Source organism: Sessilibacter corallicola (assembly GCF_021290925.1).
GTDB lineage: Bacteria > Pseudomonadota > Gammaproteobacteria > Pseudomonadales > Cellvibrionaceae > Sessilibacter > Sessilibacter corallicola.
Genome location: NZ_JAJSLX010000002.1, coordinates 1,201,234 through 1,217,933, shown reverse-complemented (window position 1 = coordinate 1,217,933; position 16,700 = coordinate 1,201,234). Strand labels below are relative to the sequence as shown.

Here is a 16,700-nt window from a genome sequence, read left to right as displayed (position 1 = left end):
GCACACCAGTACTCATGGCAATAAACCCCTTAAAGCATTTGTTCACCGCCACCACCTAAGTTAATTTCGCCCGCATCGGCCATGCGTCTTGCAATAACCAGAATTTCTTTCTGCGCATTTTCAACTTCGGATAATTTAACCGGCCCTTTGGTTTCGAGATCGTCTCTGAGCAATTCGGCGGCGCGTTTCGACATATTTTTAAAGATTTTTTCTTTTAATGTTTCATCGGCACCTTTTAAGGCAATGATTAAGATATCGGAAGAAACTTCTCTTAAGAGTGCTTGTATACCTCGGTCGTCAACGTCAACGAGATTATCAAAGACAAACATCAAGTCTTGAATTTGTGTACCCAAATCTTCGTCGACATCGTTAATGGATTCAAGCAGATCGTTCGCCAAGCTGCTGTCAAGATTATTGACAATTTCTGCGGCCACTTTAATGCCGCCCATGGTTTTGGTTTGCGAGCCTGCGTTACCGGAGAATTGTTTTTCGAGAATATTATTGAGTTCTTGCAGCGCGCTCGGTTGCACGGTATCTAATGCGGCAACGCGCATCATAATATCTAGGCGCACTTTGTCTTGAAAATACGACAGAATTTCTGCGGATTGGTCACTGTCTAAATAAGCAATGACGATGGCTTGAATTTGTGGATGTTCGTTTCGAATAATATCGGCAACGGAACGCGCTTCCATCCATTTTAAGGTGTCTAAACCGGTGGTGTTGCCGCCAAGCAAAATCCGATCAATCAAACCATTGGCTTTGTCTTCACCCAAAGCAGTAATTAACATACTGCGAATATAACCGTCTGAGCCCATACCCAAACCGGTCAGTGTTCTAACTTCCTCTAAAAAATTCGATAACACCGCCTCAACTTCATTTTGTTGAACGTTAGAAAGATGCGTCATGGAGGTACCCAAACGCTGTACTTCTTTGGGCCCAAGGTGTTTGAGTATTTCTGCGGCATCGCCCTCGCCCAAGCTCATCAACAACACGGCGGCTTGTTCAAGCTTGGAACGATTATTTCCTTTTTGATCGTCTGCCTCAGCCATCTTCGTTTATCCAACCTTTAATAACCAATGCCACACGTCCGGCGTCTTCGGCAATCATGCCGCGAATTGCGTTGAGTTGTTGTTCGTAATTTTCATCTGGGCTCGGCAGTGCCAGTGCGTCGCCACCGGTAAGCGTGACGGCTTCATCGGATAAAGAATCAAACGCTTCTAAACCCGATGCTTCAAGTGCCGCCAGTTCTTTCGCCTCTTCTTCTTGTTTTGCTTTTAAGCCAGAGCCGGCCAAACTTTTTAGCACCGGTCTTAATAATCCAAGCAGTAAGGCGAGAATAATCAGCAATCCAACCACTTGCTTAATAACGCCTTGGAACCAAGGCTGTTCCCAAATTGGCAAACTAAAACCATCGTCTTCTCGAATGCCAGAAAAAGGACTGTTTAACACGTTCACGCTGTCGCCGCGCGCTGCCGAAAAACCAACGCTGTCTCTTACCAGTATAGTTAAGCGCTCTAATTCATTTTCTGTCCAGGGCACTTTTTCTAATTCACCGGTTTCGGCATTAGCAACGTATTTGTCATCGACAACAACAGCCACAGTCAGGCGATTAATTTTACCAAGCTGATGCTTGGTATAACTGACGGTTCTATCGAGTTCAAAATTTCTGGTGGCTTGTTTGCGAGTATTACTCGGCGGCGTATTTTCTCCACCTTCTTGAGGTTCTGCCTGCTCGGGTGCTTCTGCCGCACCGGGCGGTTGATTGGTTAATGCTCCGGGAATACCTGCGACGATTTCAGAACCTATACGTTGTTCATCCAGTGTTTGTTCACTTCGAACTGCGGGAAGGTCAGGATTATAAATTTCATCAGCTTGTTCTATTTCGGTAAAATCAACATCGGCGCTGATTTCGGCGCGATAATTTCCGTCGCCGACCAGTGGATTTAATATGCTGTTTACTCGTGCGATTAAATCGTTTTCTAAATCGCGCGTGTATTCTCTTTGACGTGCAGCTTCGGCAAGCTCTGCCATTTCTTCGCCGGCACTGAGTAAATTGCCTTTTTGATCAACAACGGTAACGTCTTCCAATTGCAACTCAGGAATACTGGAGGCAACTAAATTAGCCACGGCTTTTACTTGATTGCTTTTTAAATTACGGCCGGGAAATAATTCTAAAAAAACCGACGCCGTGGGCCGACGTGCGTTTCTAACAAACGCAGATTCTTTGGGAATGGCAAGGTGCACTCGGGCCGATCGCACGCTGTTAATACTGGTGATGGTTTTGGCAAGCTCGCCTTCTAAGCTTCGTTTATAACGAGCGCCTTCCATAAATTGACTGGTGCCCAAAGGCTGCTGCTGATCCAGTAATTCAAAGCCTACAGAGGATTCACCGGGAATTCCCGCCTCGGCGAGTTTTAATCGGGCTTTGTGAATGTCTTCGGTAGCAACTAATAAGCTGCTGGTATTGGGATCAACTTTGAACCGAATATCGTTGTATTCCAGAATCTCAACCACCTCGGCTGAATCGAGTCGATCCAAACTGCCGTACAGGGGCTTGTATTCATCGCTTTGGGTCCATAGAACAACGGCAAAACCAATGGCAACACTGGCTGCTAATCCCACCATTAAACCGGCTTGGCGAATTAAATTGAGGTTATTAAATCCCTCTAATAAATAATTACTCGCTACCGATTTCTCTGATTGCCCTTGTGTGTCCTCTGCCGTTGCTTCCGCCATAATTGATTACTACCTACTCACGCTGTTAAATTGGCATATTCATAATATCTTGATAGGCTTCTATCAGTTTATTTCTCACTTGCAGCGTCGCTTGAAATCCGACCCGTGCTTTTTCTCCGGCAATCATCACTTCTTCTATTTTTACGCTTTCATCGCCCATTGCGTAAGCTTTCGATAAATTTCCAGATTCTTGTTGTAAGTTGTTGACGCTGTCGATGGCGTTGGTGAGCATTTCACTGAAGGCGGGTGTTGTTTTATCAACGTTATTCACCACGTTGGTGTCTTTCACGTCGAGCGCAACATGATTAATACCCTGATTATGCATTTCAGAACGGATATCACGCATATTCATTAGCAAAGCATTAATATCAGGTCGATTAGTTACATTCACCGGTCATCTCCCGCAATGACGTTCAGTTAACGCTGACGAATACAGCTCGATAAATCCGCCAATTAACCGTCAACGAAAACAAGTGGGGAGAAAATTGCACAATCTAGGCCAGAGATTGACACAAAAGAAAACAGTAACAACAAAAGGGAAAAAGAATTTAGAAAAGGATAATACAGTGAATAATTCAAAGATTAAAAATGAGGGCGAGCATTGAACTGGCAATGCCGTAATAACAATAAATTTAGATTCAATAGATTCAGATTCATTGCGTTGATCATCGACAACTACATTATCGAATCATAAAGCGCTATAAATACACACAACTTATTTATAGTAGAACTGAATTTTGAGCCTAAGTTAATCAGGCTCTTTCTGATTTTTTGGATAATAAATTTTCCGATCAGAACTTCTTTTATCTGATCGGAATAATCGCCTAAATATTATTATTCATCCAAATCATCAAAATCGAAATCAAATTCTTGGATTTCTCGGTTTAACCGCCTTGCTTCTAACGCATCTTCTAACTTTCTGCGAGCGTCAATTTGTTCGTTTAACTCTGTGAATTCGTTAAGTTCGTCACCGATACCGTTCAAAATATCGTTTGTACTGATCTCTTCATTTGCCAGTTCATCACGCATGTTTTCTTCCTCTACAATCCAAACACAAAATAGTCGCTTGTATGTATCACTGTCAGGTGTGTTTGTTTGACCAAGGTTGATTGGTTTTGGTTTCAAACAAACTATTCAATATCCATCCGACGCTGTAAAAATAACTACAGTTGTAGCTCCAGGTCAAGAATATTTTTTACAGATTTTATGACAAACAGATTAAGACTTTTGGCATAAAGTATGAATATTTTAATTTTTTATTTAATTGTTTAATAAAAAATCCGTGTAAATTCATAAGCTAATCAACAGCGTGAATTTTATATGAACGTACTGATAAATATTTATACAAACCAATAACTAAAGATGTATAAAAATAGTTTTGCTTAAGCTTTTTTGGAATTTTTAACATTGGACCCGAATGGCAATTTTTAATCCAATGCGGAGACAATAGGATGATTATTTTGTGACTAAAAAATCACTAAACAATAAAACCCTTAATTTGGATCGATCAAAAAAGGGTTATTATTCAATTATTTAAGTTGTGTCTAATTTAAATTTGGCAGATAAAAAATCATTTACACATTTATCCTTAAATACAATCTTCCACGAGTAAACCCACTTCTCTAAAGCGCGCAATTTTATACCTGAGTGTTCTGGGGCTGATGCCCAAACGTTGTGCCGCACGTTTACGGCTGCCGTTTTCACTGCGTATAGAATTGACGATTACTTCAAATTCTCGGTGTTTTAAGTCGTTATTTAATTGACCTCTACCCATCTCAACGGCCGACGTTGATGCCTGCTCAACGCTGTTTTTATCGCCAAATAACGAAGATTTAGAATCAGCAGCAGGATAAATACCTTCTGATTCAGCATGATTAATCGGCATAAAAGCGTGAATTTCATCACCGTTGGTTGAAAAACCCGAATATTCCACAGGTTCTTCTTCGCGATTAATGGGCACTTTTGCGATCGCGGTCTCACTGTCATAAAGACTGTCAGTTTTTACATGGGTATCGTTCAAAGGCCGACGTTGCTCAGATTCACAATTATTCATTCCCTGCGTGATTGAAGCTCCGGTCATCATAGTGAGAGCCAAATCACATTCTTGAATTAAATTACCGTCTTGCAATATCAACGCGCGTTGAATAACGTTGTCCAGCTCGCGTACATTGCCAGGCCAAGGATAATTAAACAGCGCAGTTTTTGCACTTTGTGAAAGATTCACTCGGCCACGGTGCTGTTTTTTTGCATGATTGATCAATAATACTTCCGCCAAAGGCACAATGTCTGCGCGACGTTCTCGCAGCGGTTGCCACTGCAATGGCAGCACGCTCAGGCGATAGTACAAATCCTCGCGAAAACGGCCTCGTTGGACTTCTCTGAGCATTTCGCGGTTCGACGTCGCGATTACACGAACATCTAGGTCGATGGTTTTGCGGCCCCCCAAACGCTCTACTTCGCGCTCTTGTAAAACTCGCAGTAACTTTGCTTGCAAGCCTATGTCCATCTCGGAGATTTCATCGAGCAATAAGGTGCCGCCGTTAGCCTGCTCAAACTTACCCGCACTGGCGCTGTTAGCGCCAGTAAACGCGCCTTTCTCGTGGCCAAACAGAATTGATTCGAGCATGGTTTCGGGAATGGCAGCGCAATTAATCGCAACAAAGGGTTTGTCTTTGCGTGAAGAGGATTCGTGAATAAAACGCGCGAGGACCTCTTTACCCGTACCAGACTCGCCTAATATAAGCGCGGTTGAATCTGTTTTGGCAATTTTAGCGGCCAGTTTTAACAACTGTTTACTGGCTTCGTCGACAGCCACTGGAGCCGACTCAGAGCTGATGGAGGTTCCGCAGGCGTATTTTTTCACAGAATCAACCAACACGCCGGGATCAAAGGGTTTTACCAAATAATCCACCGCACCGTTTTGAATAGCTTTAACTGACTGATCAATGGTTCCATACGCGGTAATTAATAACACCGGTATTTGAGGAAACTCCGACTGAACCGCTTTAAGCAATTCATAGCCGCCAAGCAGCGGCATATTAACGTCGGAAATTAACATGCGAATGTCACTGTGACTGCGCAACACCGTTAAAGCTTCGCTGCCGTTGGCTACTGCAATCACATTAAATCCGGCGAGCAGTAATGTATCTGTAATGGCTTCTCTTAAACCGGGATCATCTTCGGCAAGAACAACAGAAAACGAAGATTGGTTTTGTAATGTCATAGATCACCGAAAAATAAAGTCCGATTAAACACTTAAAAAATAAATTGATGTATAGGAGCCTCTAAGCACTAATGCTCACAAAATCGGTTTGTGTGGAAATTTTTATGGTTGCTAAAACGCCAGGTTTTTTATTTTCCAGCACTAATTCACCGCCATGAGCATTAGCCACGGCACGAATAACGGCAAGCCCTAAGCCTGTGCCTTGCGGTTTGGTTGTTACAAAAGGATTCACCAGTTGTTTCATTAATGATTCGTTAATGCCGCAGCCGTAATCTCTTACGTCAATAAAAATGGTTTCATCGATTGAATAACAGGAAATTTCAATTAACCGAAAAGGTTCAACTTTGGATTGCCCACCCGAAGCCACCTGAGAATTTTCGTAAGACTGAATGGCATTATTCACCAAATTCAATACCGCATTAATTAACGCGTCTTTATTGCATTTAATTTGCTCCACCGCTATTGCATTGGTGAGCTTTAATTTAGAACCCGACGCATTAATTGGAAATTCTAATGCTTCTTCTAATTCTTGAATCAATTGGCGGGGTGAAATTGTATCGTTTAACGGTAAATCACCGCGCACAAATAACAACATGTCTTGAACTTGGCGCTCCAGATGCAATAATCGAGAACGCAGCTTGTCGGAGAATTCCGCTTTTTTCTCTGCATTAATTGTCGAGTCACACATGTGACCGGCATACAGTAATGCCGCAGATAAAGGCGTGCGAATCTGATGCGCTAACGCTGACACCATTTTTCCAAGAGAGGACAACCGCAATTGTTGATTGACGGTATCTTGCAATTTTCGGGTTTCGGTTTGATCGTGAAGGACAATGATTTGGCCGGGTTTACTGCCGTTAATGGCGGTAGTAGATATCAATAAACGTTTGCCATTTTTTGTCGAAATTTCGTGACCATCATCGTATTGTCTGAGAAAACACGCTTTTAATACGTCTCGCCAGAACTCGCCTTTTAAAGTGCAGCCCAACAAATTATTGGCCGCATGATTGTCTTCAATAATTTTTCCAGACGAATCCAATACAATAATACCCATTGGAGCCGCTTTCATCACGCCCAGCAAACTCATACCCAATTCATTACTTTGCTCATGCTCAGTAGCCAAACCAACCATAAAACCCACCCTACTGATGAATTTGAAAACGAGATCAATATAAAATTGACGTAATGCCCGTTATTAAATAATCACCAACAGTATTGCAAGCATGATACCAAGCAATAAACGCTTAATTTTCAAGGAGTTAAACCAGATATAATCGTCAAAAAAATAACAAAGAAGATAAAAATTGGTATTAACCTAATATAGGAGCCTCTGATTAACCTCAAGATCACTCAGGCCAAGGAGTTTTTTTCTGATTAAGGCGTGCTTTTGAAGGTCTAACGGGTTAAATCGAAAAAGCACAACGCAGAGCAGGAAAAAACTGGCAGGCCCCGTAGGGCGTGTCTCAAGCGCACACTTGCGGCGTTGCCGTTTTTATTAAGGACTACGGCCATTAATTGCAAACGGCGCCTTGCAACTGCACGCTTGAGATCACGCTGAGTAATTTTGAGGTTAATCAGAGGCTCCTATAAGCAAACAATAAAAAACCGACTTAAAGAAGTCGGCTTTAGAGAGTGAATTATTATTAGGTTTATTGAGGTTTTAGATTGTTTTTATGGACAACATCAAATCATGAAACCGAGGCTCGGTTTAATCCGTATTTGCGCATTTTCTCGACCAACGTTGTTCTGCGAATCGCTAATCGAGACGCGGCTCTTGCAACAACGCCACCACAGTCGTCTAGGGCTTGCTGAATTAAATTACGCTCTAGGTTAGTTAAATATTCTTTTAGATCAATGCCATCGTCTGGCAATAGTGCGGTATCGCCCATTTTGACGATGGTCGGGTGCACGGAAAATTCATCGGCTTCATTCGCTTCAAACTCTTCCTCTACCTCGACGTGGCGATATTTTTCCGGTAAATCTTGCACCCCAATCACACCGTGGGGATGCACAATTGCCATTCTTTCAACCAAGTTTGCAAGCTCGCGAACATTTCCAGGCCATTCGTGATGAGAAAGCGAGAAAATAGCCGCTGAATTAAAACGAATCGAACCGCGTTTTTCGCTTTCTAAGCGCGAGACCAACTCATTAATTAAAATAGGAATGTCTTCACAGCGTTCGCTCAGTGACGGCATTTCTATAGGGAAGACATTAAGCCGATAATATAAGTCTTCTCTAAATGTGCCCTCGCCAATCATGTGTTCTATATTGCGGTGCGTAGCGGCAATAACACGAACATTGGTCTTTTGGGGTTTGTTAGAGCCAACTCGTTCAAACACACGCTCTTGCAGCACACGCAATAATTTCACTTGCATATTTAACGGCATATCACCAATTTCATCGAGAAATAAGGTTCCGCCTTCGGCCAATTCAAATCGACCCGCTCGTGAATTTATGGCACCCGTGAAAGCCCCTTTTTCATGACCAAATAATTCGCTTTCGAGAAGTTCACCGGGAATAGCACCGCAGTTAACAGGAACAAAGGGCCCATGCCTGCGTTGAGAACTGTAGTGAAGATTACGGGCAACCACTTCTTTACCCGTACCAGATTCACCGGTAATAAGAACGCTGACTTCTTTATCAGCAACTTGAGACATTGACTCACGTACCTGAACAATCTTACGACTGGTACCAACCAAGCTTCTAAATAAATGAACAGGACGTTTATTACCGTTAATGCACGTTGACTTAGCTTCACGGTAACGTTGAGCGCGATGCAAAGTGTCCATTAAAGTAGCGTAGGAAGGATTAGCAGAAATGCGTCCTATAATAGACACGTTTTGCGTGAAGTCGTTTTCAGCGGATTCATTAATCAGCACAACCGGTAATGCGCCGTCCCATTGTGAGAGTTCATCGATCAGATGATTTCTGCTACCTTCTACAACCCCGATAATGGCGCAAACAAATGATGCCGACGTGTGCTCACCAGATTCAACCGTTTGTTTCCAACTTACTGAGCTGCTCACAACGGCTGGTTCACCCATAAATTCCAGAACAATACTTAGATTATGCCGCTGCTGATGGTCATCATCGATTACCAATACTTTTAGTTCAGTCCACATCTTAGGCAACCTTTATTTTTAATCGATCTCATTAACTGTAAGAATTAGAGAATAAGAATTGGAGAGATCGAAAATTACCGCTTAAATTAATGGCCAAATCTGTGTGAGTGACTGAATCAATGTATTTTCACCTAGTTAGAACTCATAGGGTGCTCACGAAATAAAATTACCACCCAACGCACCTGGAACTCAGTCAAATTACTGGCCTATGTGTTCAAAAAATTAGACCATCATAAATTGAAAGTCAATTTTTTGTCCTAAGCAAAAAAGAGGCTAGAAAGTGTGTACAATGAAAAAGTATTATTAGCTATTATTATGATTAATAGTCAATAACAATAAAAATCGAATGGATTCATGTCTGAAAGTAATTTTGCGTACAAAGTGATAAATAAATCATTAATTAAAATAGCCTTTGAAAATAGGCAGTTAGAATTTCATCTTAATAATGGAAACGCAATAACCATTATTTATAAGGTGTTATTTTCAAATCTACTCTCACTATTAATATTCCAAATAATAAAAACAATCCGTCAGAATTTCTCCACGAGCCATGCTTTTTGATTTTACATTTTCTTTACGTCTAATATTTTTTGAATATTCAAAACAGTTAACCGATTGGTTAGCATTTTCCGGGTTGATTTTATCGTCAGTATTCGCTGGATTATCCAATAACGCCAAAAGATCGGAGTAGTCTCTCGATAGTGATTCTAAATTTTCATAGCCAATGGATTCTAAATAATCGTATACGCGCTTAAATGAAATTGGATCTATCTGTTGTTTATTTATTGGTGTTTTTATTATTAGGGATAAAAGCAACTCTTCACTGGTGTAACAATCACCCTCGGTATTGAGAACCTTCTCATTAAGGCTATTTTCCAGATCTTTCACTTTCGGGAAATAGGCAACATGGGCAGCAGCGTAACTGAGGCTGCCTATAAATAAGCTGGTTGAGAATTCAGGAAAAATAAAGGATGACAAAACGGTGGCAAGACCACCGGCAGCAATAGGTTTTTTCTTACTGGAGGTTTCGAACGTTTGTTGAATTTTTTCCAGACGATCGTCTTTGGAGTCAAAACTAATATGCATAGTGTCTAAACAATTATGCTCTAATATTAGTGATTGATTATTATTGGGTTCACTAATATCTTGCTGCGCAACCACGGCAACGCAATATAAAGAAGTTATGCAAATGAACAAAAAACGAATACGCATCATAAATTTGACTCGCTGCTTTTTTGGTCGAACATTTATCAACCTTCAATGAATCTTTAGTCGGTTTTTAATCAACTCTTAATTTTCATTAGTTTTTCTTAAAGTTTCCTATTTATGTTCTATGTTATTAAAACGTCTATCCAGCAAAAATGATTATTGAATATACCTCTGGGATTCCGTTAACCCGCATTCAATAATCCATCGAAATAATAAATAGCATTCAGAAATGACTCAAAATAAAGCATATATTCTCTAACTCCTTTTTTTCCAAAATTGGCGGTTTTTTATCAGAAATTGTGAGAAGAAAAACCACAACTTCACCACTGACAATTGGCAATCTCAAGCTAGAATTAATTATAGGAGATGCTGACCTTTTGCAGCTTTTCCGAGACACAAGGATGTGTCACCAAAGACAATGGCAAACTGATAAAATGGAGTGTTACTAAGCCTTAAACAAGTATTTATTCGCCACACAATATGCATAATATTTCATACAAAAAAGCGATACGTTATGCAACCTATCTTTTGCTTTTTAGCACTCTCACCAGTTGTACCTTAGTTAAATCAGAAAAATTAACCACAACTGAACAACCCGAATCACATCTGGCAATCTACAACAAATGGCTTAAAACCGAAAAAGAATTTACCGGCGAACCCGACGAGCCACCTCAACAGAAAGATTGCCTAAACCCAGAAGCCAACAGTTATCGAAAAAAAGTTGCGTTTTTAGGGTTTAGTATTAATTCCACCAGAGACGCAATCGACCTCGGTGCTATACAATCGAGTTACCCCAGTCAACTGGCGGGCACATTAAACACGCCCACCCTGCTCTCTCGAAACCAAACACATCAAACGCTGCCCAGTTTTACGGGGTCCAGCCTTCTGTCTAGCAAAGATAGCGCAGCCGTTATTAAAGGAATTTCTGAATCACTCGATTCGCAATTTTTAATTGCGGGCAGGATTGTAAATACGGGTTTTCAAAAAGAAAAACAAACACCTAAAGATTGGCTATCAATCCAGAAATTTTCTCGGAAATTAAAGCGTCAAAAGATTCGGTTGTTTACTGCAGAAATCACCTTGTATGACGGCATCAGTGGTAAGAAGATAGACACTCATGTCTATCACGGTGAATCCTTTGATATTCAAACACTGAAAAACAAATCCAAAGCGTTTAGTAAACAATTTATTGACAGCGATTACGGAAAATTAGTAACCAACGCAGTGACAGAGCAAGCACAGTGGATTGAAAACACGATTAACTGCCTGCCGTTGCGCGTAAGAATAATCGCATTGGACGACAACGGTATTACCCTGTCTTCAGGCATAGAATCACATATAGTCCCAGGCGATACGTTTGTGATTATGACAAAATCTCAGGAACGGCAAATACTCGCAAAAGAAATTACCGATAAGTATTTGCCCAGCGGAGAGGTTGTGATCAAACAAGTGTATCCCAAGGGTGCCTATGCTGAATTCAAATCACAATCGCCCAAACATAGAATTTCAAAAGGCGATTTGGTTCAGTCACTTTCCCCTTAAACACTATTTGTTTAAGGGGCTTTTATTTAGGTAACTGTTATTTAAGTAGCATTGGCAAGATACGCGTTTTTCGCCTGTTGATTTTTCTTACTTTCTGCGATTTTCGCTTGTGCACTGTCTCGCTCTAATTGTATTAAACCAATCACGTGACGGTACAAACGGGCAATATGATTCACTTTATTGGATATGTTTTCTAAGGCAATAACACCGGATTCTACACATTGTCGAACCAAAGCATTCACCTGGTTATCTAATACCGACAATCGATCCCAATCTTGGTGTTCTATAATCAGTTCTAAATCTTCGTTTAACTCAACCAAATTATTTTCAAGGTTTGCTAGGCTGGCTTTCTTGATCATTTAGGTTCTCACTTTTTATGGCGACCCAGGCTTCTTTAATTGTTTTCATCAGGCCTGTTACCTCATCGCAGATTTCAACGTTATTTTTAGCGTTCGCTTCGACTAACTGGTGAATCATGTACTCATAAAGACTGTCTAACTTTTGTGCGATATCTTGGCCTTGCTCAAAATCCAACGCCGAGCGTAACCCTGAAAGAATATCGATTGCTTTGGAAATTTTTTGACCTTTGAGTTCGGTTTTATCATTGAGCATGGCCACACGAGCCTGTGCAACGCGCTCTATAAAACCCGAAAATAACAAGTCGATTAACTTGTGAGGATCGGCATCGGTGATAGAGGTTTGCACATTAACGTGGTTGTATTGCTTTAGCGCTTGATTGAAGTTCATAATTATCTCTCAATGATCAACTAACCATCTATCGGCCAAATTTAAAATCCCTTAACCCACCAGTAAAAACAGTGAGTAACAATTTTTAACACACACAATTAAGGAGCCTCTGATTAATCAGAGATTCTTATATTAACGCGCTTAATTATCGTCGTTACTACTTCTACTTGCTTGCAATGAATTGGTGAGAAAATTAAGTGTGCTGTTAAGCTGGCCCACCAACGCATCAGCAGCGCGATACTGCGCGTATAAACGATCTTCGGTGAGAGATATTCGTCGTTCTAAAGCTTCGCGTTGATCGTCAATACCGTTTAATGTGGTTTGCAAACCTTGCTGACGCAATTCAATCACACCGGCAGATCCGGTATAACCGGAGAGTGCATCAGTAAGTCGCTCCGATAATGCGCCGTCACCTGAAAATAAATTGGTGATGGAATCGTAATTATTGTCTAACGCATTGTTGAGAGTAGACTCATCAATAGTTAACCGGCCTTCTTGATCCGTAGATAATCCTAAATTTACCAAAAATTGAAAGTCATCTGGATTACTGTCAACACCGATGGATAACTGATTTCTGATGGTAGAGACGATGTTTCTGACCGTTGAATCACCGGTTAAAGCGCCGGTTAAATTACCAGTGTTGCCATCGTTGACAACGACCACCGTGAGTTGATCGACCACGTCGATAAAACCATTGTACACCTCAACAAAGTTTTCAATCGCACTTTTTGTGCTTTGCGTGTCGTTACCAACGGTTAAATTAATGGTATCGCCGTTGGTAAAATCATCGGAATTTTGCGCGTCGAGTACGTTGAGGGTTACCCCTTCGATCACCCCAGAAATTTCATTGCTAGCGCTGGTCGCAGTTAAACCGTCAATGTGAACAATGGCATCTTGAGCGGAATTTAATTCTAATCCAGTATGGGTAACACCGCCGTCGCCAACGGTTTCGATATCAGTGGGATCATAAACCAGCTGCGATAACCCGGTGGAGGCATCTCGGTCATCACCGTCGTCGTCATCAACAGTCACTGAAACGGTGTTTTCTACCCCAGTGCTCTCACTGGTTAAAACTAACCGGGCACCGTCATCATCGTTAATAATTGATGCGCGAACACCGAGGTTATTTTCGCTGTCATTGATTGCGTCTCTTATTTCAGACAACGTATTGTTCTCGGAGGTAATATCAACCGCAAACGAATTGGAACCAAGATAAACGTTTAACGTTCCCGTACCTACCTCTGTTGTGCCCGAGGTAACTGCTTGGGTGGCGATTTTTTCTGCGGTCGCTACTTGTTCAATTTGAATTTGATAACTTGCCGCCTCTGCGGTGTCTTCGGCGGTGGCATCTAATAGGTCTCGATCACCAATACTAACCGAGCGACTTTGAAAGAGACTTTCTTCACCCAACCCTTCGACGGATGCTAAAAATGTGTTTAACGCTAAGTTTAATTGGCCAATAGCCGATAATTCTTCGGTCGTGCTGGTTTCGAGTCTATTTAAACGATTTTCCGTTGGTGCGCGCTCGGCATTGACAATGGCACCCACAATGGAATCGATATCCAATCCAGACCCAATACCGTTAAATGTGATCGACATAATAACACTCAATTAAAAGTTCGGTCGCGCGCTTGTTTCGAACAAATCCACCGGCAATTTTTTGCCGAAGTTATAACGTACTGCGCACGGTATTTCAGGTTATCGGCGCAATCTTAAGGTTCATCAATATCGTTTAAAGCGGCAAACATTAAGTTTTCTGGCATTAACGAATAATCAGCAAAAACTACGCCGCACAGGAAAAATTCACCATCAATTATATTGATGTGATTTTATTGCATAAGAAATTACTGATATAAAAAACGAAAGATAACGCTATCTTATAAAAGACAACGCAAAAGAGATTAGGCTTTCACAGACGTCATTAAACTTCGAACTTCCGAAATTCGCTCTGCAATTTTCAGTGCTTCCTCAGAAGGAATTTTTCGAATTAATTCGCCGGTTTGTGAATCAGTGACTTCTACAATCACACGGCCAGTATCATTTTGCAGATTAAACGAAAGATCGCGACGAATAGACTGCGCAAATTCGTTGAGGTTGGAAACCACGGATTCGATGCGCTCAACAGGTTGGCTATCGTCTGCTTCTCTGTCTTCTATTTCTGGTGTCGCTGTTTGTGACGAAACGGGATTCGCCGAGCTTCTTTCTGCATTTAAATCCGTTTTTCTATTGGCTGCAGCAGTCGCTGTTACTGGGCGAAAATCTTGTCTGTTGTTAATTTCCATTGTTCACCCTCCGTTTAGATGTCCAGAAAACTAACACCTGAATATTCAGGTGTTAGTTTATGGTTTTATCTAATCCGGATTAACCGAGTAGACTTAATACCGCTTGTGGCAATTGGTTTGCCTGTGCGAGCACCGAGGTACCTGCCTGTTGCAGAATCTGGGCTCGGGTTAACTCTGCCGTTTCTGCGGCGAAATCGGTATCCCGAATTCGGCTTCGTGCAGCGGATACATTCTCGGCAATGTTCTGTAAATTTGAAATGGTATTTTCAAACCGGTTTTGAACCGCACCGAGTTGCGCACGCTGTGAGTCGATATTGGCAATGGCACCATCGACAATGGCAATCGCATCTTGCGCGCCTTGTGCTGTGGTTACATCAATATCTTCCACAGTTTGCAGTACACCAATGGTATCAGCGGAAATCTCACCAAAGTTAGCACCACCTACCGTGAACGGTTCGCTGGAATCGAAAGTGATGGTTCCAACAGCTTCGAACGAAGCGTTACCACCGTCAACAGTTACGTTGGACGTTCCGATTGTACCGTCAGCACCCACCGCCGTTAATATAACGCTGGAGCTGTTTGCTGTGCCGTCACCATCAACTTCAACGAAACTGTTGATTTCTATGTTGTCACCGTCTTGAGCGGTAAGCACCAAATTACCATTTTCGTCGATTGCCGCAGAAATACCGTTACTGCCGGAATCCGCATTGATGGAATCACGCAGATTTTCCAAGTCCTGCGCGGCATCGCCAGAAGCAGTTAAGGTAATATCCGTGGCAGAGGTTGGCGTTCCACCTTCACCGTTATTGGTGGCAATAGTAAAGGTAACCGAGTCACCCACTGAGTTGGCGGTGTCGAAATCCAAATCGAGATCGCCGGCATTAATCGCCACTTGTGTTACCGCCCGAGCGGTAACTCCGGTGGTTTCCGATAAAGCATTAATGGCGTCGGCCACTTCACCGGCGGTGTCTGTGTTCGACAAAGTAAAACTACCCGTACCGAATGTACCCGTAATAGTAACGCTGTCGCCGTCAGTAAATTGTGTATTACTGATCGCACTGTCGACGCTTCCGGCAACCGTACCCGCACTTTGTACTCGGTAGTTACCGAGTCGATCGGCTGAGGCATTGGTTAACGATACTTCAATGGTTTGGTTTGCATCAGAACCTACTTGGAACGCAGAAGTACCGAAGGTTCCGTCAAGAATGGTTCGACCACCGAAGGTAGTAGTGTCGGCAATACGCGTTAATTCTTGTTGCAATTGGTTAATTTCTTCTTGCAGAGCCGTTCGTTCCGTCGCTGAGTTACTGCCGTTGGCAGATTGCAATGCGAGATCACGAATTCGCTGTAAGATATCGGTAGACTGTTGTAACGCACCTTCTGCTACTTGTGCCAAAGAAATGCCGTCGTTCGCATTTCGAGAGGCAACTCCCAATCCATTAATCTGAGAAGTTAACCGGTCTGAGATTTGCAAACCAGCAGCGTCGTCCGCCGCGCTATTAATTCTAAAGCCCGTAGAAAGACGTTGGAGAGAGACATTGAGCGCGTCAGTCGAGCTATTCAAGTTTCGTTGCGTATTTAAAGACGCAACGTTAGTGTTGACTGTTAATGTCATTAGATGACTCCTGTGCCCTCTAACGGGGCTAATTTGACTGTGAGATAAAATCTTGCACGAAGGCTATCGGCGGATAGTCTTGGAACTTTAAAATTTATTGTTTATGTGAGAACGGAATGTTTACTAGGAAGTGCTTAAGATCTTTTTGAGAAGTGATATCTTATTTATAGAACAAGAATAGAAAAGGGTAAAACGTTTTTTTGATTTTTTATAAGAGAGCTTAT

At 41.9% G+C, this 16,700-nt stretch carries 14 protein-coding genes; 1 reads left to right on the top strand and 13 read right to left on the bottom strand.

The features are described from left to right. Window positions 1-29: 29 nt before the first annotated feature. The 8 genes from fliG to LU361_RS12455 all read right to left on the bottom strand — a co-directional run bounded on the left by fliG (window position 30) and on the right by LU361_RS12455 (window position 10,167). On the bottom strand, window positions 30-1,049 hold the full coding sequence (gene fliG, locus LU361_RS12490; protein WP_233089169.1) for a flagellar motor switch protein FliG: 1,020 nt from the start codon (window positions 1,047-1,049) through the stop codon (window positions 30-32). Then, complete coding sequence (fliF, locus tag LU361_RS12485; RefSeq protein WP_233089168.1) at window positions 1,042-2,736, bottom strand: flagellar basal-body MS-ring/collar protein FliF; 1,695 nt, start codon at window positions 2,734-2,736, stop codon at window positions 1,042-1,044. Before fliF ends, fliG begins: the two co-directional genes overlap by 8 nt. A 25-nt stretch (window positions 2,737-2,761) precedes the next feature. Then, window positions 2,762-3,127 (bottom strand): flagellar hook-basal body complex protein FliE, encoded by a 366-nt coding sequence (gene fliE, locus LU361_RS12480; RefSeq protein ID WP_233089167.1) that lies wholly within the window; start codon window positions 3,125-3,127, stop codon window positions 2,762-2,764. A 443-nt stretch (window positions 3,128-3,570) separates the two neighbouring features. Then, window positions 3,571-3,765 (bottom strand): PA3496 family putative envelope integrity protein, encoded by a 195-nt coding sequence (locus LU361_RS12475; protein ID WP_233089166.1) that lies wholly within the window; start codon window positions 3,763-3,765, stop codon window positions 3,571-3,573. A gap of 559 nt (window positions 3,766-4,324) precedes the next feature. Beyond that, on the bottom strand, window positions 4,325-5,959 hold the full coding sequence (locus LU361_RS12470; RefSeq protein ID WP_233089165.1) for a sigma-54-dependent transcriptional regulator: 1,635 nt from the start codon (window positions 5,957-5,959) through the stop codon (window positions 4,325-4,327). Window positions 5,960-6,020: 61 nt separating this feature from the next. Next, the gene (locus LU361_RS12465) at window positions 6,021-7,091 is read right to left on the bottom strand and encodes a sensor histidine kinase (RefSeq protein WP_233089164.1); all 1,071 of its coding nucleotides are present in this window, start codon (window positions 7,089-7,091) and stop codon (window positions 6,021-6,023) included. A gap of 556 nt (window positions 7,092-7,647) precedes the next feature. Continuing rightward, window positions 7,648-9,081: a sigma-54-dependent transcriptional regulator gene (locus LU361_RS12460; RefSeq protein WP_233089163.1), complete on the bottom strand. Its 1,434-nt coding sequence runs from the start codon at window positions 9,079-9,081 to the stop codon at window positions 7,648-7,650. A gap of 501 nt (window positions 9,082-9,582) precedes the next feature. Further along, on the bottom strand, window positions 9,583-10,167 hold the full coding sequence (locus LU361_RS12455; RefSeq protein ID WP_233089162.1) for a hypothetical protein: 585 nt from the start codon (window positions 10,165-10,167) through the stop codon (window positions 9,583-9,585). A 603-nt stretch (window positions 10,168-10,770) separates the two neighbouring features. Between LU361_RS12455 and LU361_RS12450 the strand changes: the two genes are divergently transcribed. Next, window positions 10,771-11,832, top strand: coding sequence for a flagella assembly protein FlgT middle domain-containing protein (locus tag LU361_RS12450; RefSeq protein WP_233089161.1), 1,062 nt, complete (start codon window positions 10,771-10,773; stop codon window positions 11,830-11,832). Between the two features lie 41 nt (window positions 11,833-11,873). Here LU361_RS12450 and LU361_RS12445 read toward each other — a convergent pair whose 3' ends face one another. The 5 genes from LU361_RS12445 to LU361_RS20195 form a co-directional block, all read right to left on the bottom strand. Next, window positions 11,874-12,191: a hypothetical protein gene (locus LU361_RS12445; protein ID WP_233089160.1), complete on the bottom strand. Its 318-nt coding sequence runs from the start codon at window positions 12,189-12,191 to the stop codon at window positions 11,874-11,876. Further along, entirely contained in the window at window positions 12,160-12,579 is a 420-nt protein-coding gene (fliS, locus tag LU361_RS12440) for a flagellar export chaperone FliS (RefSeq protein WP_233089159.1), read from the bottom strand. Before fliS ends, LU361_RS12445 begins: the two co-directional genes overlap by 32 nt. Before the next feature lie 141 nt (window positions 12,580-12,720). Continuing rightward, a complete protein-coding gene (fliD, locus tag LU361_RS12435) occupies window positions 12,721-14,178 on the bottom strand; it encodes a flagellar filament capping protein FliD (protein WP_233089158.1) in 1,458 nt (485 codons plus the stop codon). 302 nt (window positions 14,179-14,480) lie between these two features. Beyond that, window positions 14,481-14,861, bottom strand: coding sequence for a flagellar protein FlaG (locus tag LU361_RS12430; RefSeq protein WP_233089157.1), 381 nt, complete (start codon window positions 14,859-14,861; stop codon window positions 14,481-14,483). 79 nt (window positions 14,862-14,940) lie between these two features. Next, on the bottom strand, window positions 14,941-16,476 hold the full coding sequence (locus LU361_RS20195; protein ID WP_286206476.1) for a flagellin: 1,536 nt from the start codon (window positions 16,474-16,476) through the stop codon (window positions 14,941-14,943). Window positions 16,477-16,700 lie beyond the last annotated feature (224 nt).